This window comes from Arthrobacter sp. TB 26 (assembly GCF_000427315.1).
Taxonomy (GTDB): domain Bacteria; phylum Actinomycetota; class Actinomycetes; order Actinomycetales; family Micrococcaceae; genus Arthrobacter.
This window is the reverse complement of the sequence record NZ_AUPJ01000188.1, coordinates 1-5,725: the sequence shown is the minus strand read 5'-3', so window position 1 is coordinate 5,725 and position 5,725 is coordinate 1. Positions and strand designations below refer to the sequence as shown.

The following is a 5,725-nucleotide window of genomic DNA, read 5'->3' as shown; positions in this document are numbered from 1 at the left end:
CACCCCACGGACCGGCGGTCGCTGGTGATCGTTCCCACCGCCGCTACGGATGCGGAGGTCCGGGCCACTCTCGGTGACATGCACCGCAGGATGATGGCCGTCGCGGAGGACCTCAGTGCAGACGAGGCGAGGGTCGTGGTCAGCTTCCTCCGCCGGATGAGTCAAGCCATCGCGGAGTCGCGCACCCACGTGGTGGAATAGCCGCCAAAGCAACTAGCTAGCCTGACTAGTTATATGTATGCTTACTAACTATGTCTGATATTCGTTTCTCCGGCGGCGCCGTGGCTGAAGCGGCTCCGGCCGCCGTTCCGCCCGCGCAGGCCCTTGCCGGCCCGGTCCACTGCGGGATGCCGATGGAGTGGAAGGCGCCGGCCCCCGCCCTTATGTCCGTCTACTCCTTCGCGCAGGCCGATGCCTCAGCAGAACTGCCGCCGCTCTGGCGCTGCGGGTGCGGCTTCCAGCTGGACGGAATCGTGCACACATCCAGCATCGTGTCCGAGCTCAGCCGTTGAGCGGCCCGCACTCCGCGGTGGCCCTGGCGGAGCGGCCCGCCGCCTTGCCGGTCCCTGCCGCCGTCGGGCTCGATGCCAGAGTGTTGGCGCTCCCGGACGCTCCCGGGGGCCGCTTCCTCGTCCATGAGTTGCTGGGCCGTGGCGCCACCGCCACCGTGTTCCGCGGAACGGATGTGGCAGACAGCCGGCCCGTGGCCATTAAGGTCGCCGAAGGCCCCGAGCNGGCAGGCGGAACGGATCCACGCCGAGGCGCGGGTCCTGGCCTCGCTGGACCATCCTGCGATCGTTACCTTCATCGCCGAGGGCGTCGTTCCGGCCGGTGACCCGTGGGCCGGGCGCCCTTTCCTCGTTGAGGAGCTTGCTTACGGGGGCAGCCTCGCCGAGCGGATCCGCAGCGGTCCGGCCGACGCCGGCGAAGTTGCCCGCTGGGCGGTCGCGGCGCTGTCCGGTCTTGCCCACGTCCATGCCCGCGGACTGGTCCACCGGGACATCAAACCCGCCAATATCCTGCTCAGCGCACTGCGGCGGTCCGCCGTCCGGATCGCCGATTTCGGCATCGCCACCCCGGCTGGAACCACACTGGAGCCGGGCGACTCCTCCGGCACCGTGCACTACATGAGCCCGGAACAGGCGGCTGGCCGGCATCCCGGCGCTCCCGGCGACATCTATTCCCTGGGGCTGGTGCTGCTCGAGTGCCTCACCGGGGCCAAGGCGTTCCCGGGCACCCCGGTGGAGTCCCTGGTGGCGCGGACCCTTCGCAAGCCCCTGATTCCCGCCGGGCTCGGCACGTCGTGGGTGTCGCTGCTGACGGCCATGACCGCCATGGATCCCGCGGCGCGGCCCTCGGCCGCCGCTGCCGGGAGCCTCGCGGCGAAGCTTCCCCGCGCGTCCTGAGCGGTGCTGCCGCGGGCAGCTCAGCCAGGCTGGGTGCCCGCGGCAGTCAACCCGATCACCGCTTGGTTGCGCCCGGCCGCTTTCGCGTCATACAGGGCCCGGTCGGCTTCCCGGAGAAGCCGCTGGAGCCCCGCGTTCCCGTCGTGGGCGTCGACGACGCCGAAACTCGCCGTCGGCGAGTCTGCGCCAGCGGGCAGGGAACTGTGCTCGGCCAGGGCGGCATTGATCCGGTCGGCGATGCGGACGCCCCCGGCGGCGTCGACGCCGTCGAGCAGCAGTGCAAATTCCTCACCGCCGTAGCGGCCCACCAGATCAGCGTCCCGCACGGCCAGGCGGCAGGCCTCGGCGAAAGCGCGGATGACGCCGTCGCCCGCGTCATGGCCGAAGCGGTCGTTGATGGCTTTGAAGCGGTCCAGGTCCGCCATCACAATCACGGTGTCGACGCCGGCGGCGAGGTTGGCCCGGAGCCTGCGCTGGGCCTGGCGCATGAACTCCTCGCGGTTCAGCAGTCCGGTCAGCCCATCATGGTAGGCCAGCTCCTGCAGGTTCTCGGTCCGGCGGGCGTAATTCAGCGAGGTGATGCTGGACGAAACGACCACCAGCAGGACCATGGCCATCAGCATGGACACGCCGGTGCCGAAAAGCACCTGGAACAGCGGATCCGCCGGGCCCAGGACAGCCAGCCCCACCGTCCGGCTTAGGTAATAGACGGCACAGACGGCAGTAGCGACGGCGAGGGACCGGACAAGATGCCAGGAGTCCTCGCGTTCGCGCCACAGCTCCACGGAGGCGAGACCGATCGCCGTCCCCATCAGCGACAACAGCACAATGCTGCCGATCCGGGCGTTATCGGAGTAGTGGACGGAGGCGTCGACGGCGAAGGCCGCCGTCGCAGGGATCCCCAACAGCCAGGGCAGGATCCGCCGGCCGGCCAGCGAGCGGGTTCCCGCCCAGACGCAGCCGGAGCCAAGCACCATCACGCCATTTCCCACGCTGGGGGCCCAGGCCACCGCCTCGGCCTCTCCCATGAAGTAGAAGACGGCCGCCAGGAAGAACGAGGCGACAGCCCAGCACCACCAGCCGGCAAAAGGGGCCCGGCTCTTGCGGTAGGTGTCGAAGTAGAACAGGACCAGCATCGTGAGCGTCATCAGGGCGAAGACCACCATGAGCGTTGACCTGTCGAGCAGCACCATAACGTGAAGTTTCCCAGCTGCCGGAGAGGCCCTCCCCAAGGACCGCCAGCATAGTTCCCCGCCGGATCAGGCCCCGGCCGGGACAAGTCTCTCAGAACGTTGGCCCGCTGCCCAAAGCGGTGAGACATCCGGGCGACGCCGGGGGTCCCCGTGCGATGGCCCGGGGTGCAAGATGGTGCCATGGATGCCACCGATGCCCTGAACGAGATCGCTTTCTGGCTCGAACGCGAGCTTGCCCCGACCTTCAAGATCCAGGCGTTCCGGAAAGCCGCAGGAATCATCGCCGGTCTCGGCGCGGAGGAACTGGCAGCCCGGGCCGGGGACGGCCGGCTCCGGAGGACCAAAGGGATCGGCGACCGGACGTTCCAGGTCATCAGGGAAGCGCTCGACGGCGGCGTGCCGGAGTACCTCGACGGACTGCGAAGCCGGGGCGCCCAGCCCCTGGTGCCGGGAGGGCATACGCTGCTGGCCGCCCTCCGCGGCGACCTGCACAGCCACAGCGACTGGTCCGACGGCGGATCCCCGATCGAGGCCATGGTGGGCGCCGCGAAACTGCTGGGCCGTGAGTACCTCGCGCTGACCGATCATTCGCCCAGCCTCAGGATCGCCAACGGGCTCAGTGCCGGGCGGCTGGCCGAGCAACTCGACATCGTCGCGGGGATTAACGGCGACGGCGACGGCGGCTTCCGCCTTCTGCGCGGCATCGAGGCCGACATCCTCGAGGACGGCAGCCTGGACCAGACCCCCGAGATGCTGGACCGGCTGGATATCGTGGTCGCCAGCGTGCACTCAAAGCTGCGGGCGGACAAGCGCACCATGACCCGGCGGATGCTTGGCGCGATCACGGACCCGCACACGAACGTGCTCGGCCATTGCACGGGCCGTCTCATTCAAGGGGACCGGGGCACACGGCCAGCGTCGGAGTTCAACGCCAAAGAGGTCTTCGCTGCCTGCGCGGAGCACAACGTCGCCGTCGAAATCAATGCCCGGCCCGAACGCCAGGACCCGCCCGGCGCCCTCATTGAACTGGCCCTCGACGCAGGCTGCGTGTTCAGCATCGACAGCGACGCCCACGCCCCGGGCCAGCTCGACTTCCTGCAGTACGGCGCCGAGCGGGCCGAACGCAACGGCGTGCCGGCGGAACGGATCATCACCAGCTGGCCCTGGACCGCCTGCTGGAGTGGGCGGGCTCGGGAAGCTGACGGACGGCGGCCAGTCCGTGCCGAGGGGCTTGTCGCACGGGGCATGCCCTCCTGCTGCGAGGAGGGTTGGACATAGTGCTGTTATGCCCAGTCCTGGGCGCAGGGACTGGGCATGTCCCGCGGTCAGGGGCGTGCCGGGATCAGCGCGGTGGGGGATGCCAGCTCCGCCCTGCCCACGGCTGCGCCGGGGAGTCCGCTCGCCGGATCCAGCGCGTAAGTGACCACATCGCCGGAGCGTTCGTGCGCCACATGCAGCCAGCCGTTCCTGACGAGGTGATGCCGGGGCCAGTCGCCGCCGCTGGGGACGTCGGCCAGGGGCCGGAGGACGCCGCCGCCCCGGTCCACCTCCAACACGCCGATCCGGTTGGAGCCGCGCACACCGACGTAGGCGTGTCTCCCGTCCGCGGCGAGGGCAATCTCTGCCGCGGAGTCCCCGGGGCGTGCTCCGCCGCTGGTGGCCGGGAAAATTCCGGTCAGGGTGAATGTCCCGGACTCACGGGACGGCTGCACCACGGCAACTTCAATTGAATATTCGGTCACCACCAACACGCTGCCACCGGGATGCTGGACGAGATGCCGGGGGCCGCAGTCCCGCGGGAGGGTGACTTCGTGGTCCAGCCGCAGCCCCTGCGAGGGCGCGTAGTCCCAGACCCGCACCAGGTCGTGCCCGAGGTCGGTGGTCATCACCCGGCCGTCGTCGAGCATCAGGCTGGCGTGGGCACGGCTGGGACGCCCGGGGACTATCGACGCGGCCGCCGCGAACCGTGCCGTGATGCCGCCGTCGTGGTCCAGTTCATAGAGCAGGATCTGGCCGTCGCCCCAGCAGGCCACCACGAGGAAACGGCCCTGCGGGTCGACGGCGACGTGGCAGGCGGCGTCTCCGGCCGGCCAGTCCGGGCCGGCGGGTTCCAGACCGAAGTCGCCGGACCGGCGGTACGCCCGGAGCGTCCGCGCCGCCTCGCCCACGGCGTAGACCACATCAAGGGAGGGGTGCACGGCGAGGAACGACGGCGAGTCTGCCGCGGCGGCGACCCCCAGCCAGCGCAGCGTCCCGTCAGCGCCGGCATTCAGCGCCCCGATTCCGGCCCCGCGGCCGCCGCCGTTCGCGGTGTAACACCCGGTCCAGATCAGCTCGTTTGACGGTATGGCGCTCGCCGGCACGGGCAGCGGCGCTTCGGAAGCCGTTCTTTTCGGGGCCATGGTTCCATCCTGCCACTTCGGTAGCATGAGACTTCCGGCACCAGCAGCGCAAAGGGGGTCCTTGGCATGACGGTCCTTCCTGCGCCCCGGCCCTCCGTCATCTCCCGGCTTCGGGCGGCCGGCTGCGTCTTCGCAGAGGAGGAAGCCGGGTTGCTGGTGGCTGCCGCGACGGGGCCCGACCACCTGGATGCCCTCGTGGAGCGGCGGGTTTCCGGTCTGCCGCTTGAACACATTCTGGGCTGGGCGGACTTCTGCGGACTTCGGATCGCCGTGGACGCGGGCGTTTTTGTGCCCCGCCGCCGCACCGGGTTCCTCGTCCGGCAGGCCGCCCGGCTTCTCCCACCAAACGGCGGCTTGGGGCACGTGCCCGTCGTCGTGGACCTGTGCTGCGGATCAGGGGCGGTCGGCACTGCGCTCGCGGCGCTGGCCGGTCCCCTCGAGCTGCATGCTGCCGACATCGACCCTGCGGCGGTGCGGTGTGCGGCCCGGAACATAGTGCCGCTCGGTGGTGCGGTCCACGAAGGGGACTTGTACGAGCCGCTCCCGGAGCGTCTGCGCGGTCGGGTCGACATCCTTGCCGTCAACGCACCCTATGTTCCCTCCGCAGAAATTGGCACCATGCCGCAGGAAGCCCGCCTCCACGAACCGCGGGTTTCCCTCGACGGCGGCAAAGACGGGCTTCAGGTGCAGCGGAGGGTGGCCGCCGCGGCGCCGCAATGGCTGG

5 protein-coding genes and 2 pseudogenes are annotated in these 5,725 nt (G+C 70.0%); 5 read left to right on the top strand and 2 right to left on the bottom strand.

Translation table 11 applies throughout. The annotated features are described in order from the left end of the window. The 3 genes and pseudogenes from K789_RS0106520 to K789_RS22515 form a co-directional block, all read left to right on the top strand. Nucleotides 1–201, top strand: a pseudogene (locus K789_RS0106520) (MarR family transcriptional regulator); the annotation flags it as partial. Between the two features lie 50 nt (nucleotides 202–251). Beyond that, nucleotides 252–512 (top strand): hypothetical protein, encoded by a 261-nt coding sequence (locus K789_RS22520; protein ID WP_024366054.1) that lies wholly within the window; start codon nucleotides 252–254, stop codon nucleotides 510–512. Between the two features lie 171 nt (nucleotides 513–683). Beyond that, nucleotides 684–1,406, top strand: a complete 723-nt coding sequence (locus K789_RS22515) for a serine/threonine-protein kinase (protein ID WP_237739537.1) — start codon at nucleotides 684–686, stop codon at nucleotides 1,404–1,406. 20 nt (nucleotides 1,407–1,426) lie between these two features. Here K789_RS22515 and K789_RS0106505 read toward each other — a convergent pair whose 3' ends face one another. Continuing rightward, nucleotides 1,427–2,599, bottom strand: coding sequence for a GGDEF domain-containing protein (locus K789_RS0106505; protein ID WP_051180930.1), 1,173 nt, complete (start codon nucleotides 2,597–2,599; stop codon nucleotides 1,427–1,429). A 180-nt stretch (nucleotides 2,600–2,779) separates the two neighbouring features. Between K789_RS0106505 and K789_RS22510 the strand changes: the two are divergent. Beyond that, nucleotides 2,780–3,801, top strand: a pseudogene (locus K789_RS22510) (PHP domain-containing protein). 123 nt (nucleotides 3,802–3,924) lie between these two features. Here the strand turns inward: K789_RS22510 and K789_RS0106495 are convergent. After that, nucleotides 3,925–5,001 carry a lactonase family protein gene (locus K789_RS0106495; RefSeq protein ID WP_192815736.1) on the bottom strand — a complete coding sequence of 359 codons (1,077 nt, stop codon included), beginning with the start codon at nucleotides 4,999–5,001 and terminating at the stop codon, nucleotides 3,925–3,927. 66 nt (nucleotides 5,002–5,067) lie between these two features. On the opposite strand from K789_RS0106495, the gene K789_RS0106490 reads away from it, so the two are divergent. Then, a partial coding sequence (locus K789_RS0106490) for a putative protein N(5)-glutamine methyltransferase (RefSeq protein ID WP_024366051.1) occupies nucleotides 5,068–5,725 on the top strand: 658 nt, incomplete at its 3' end.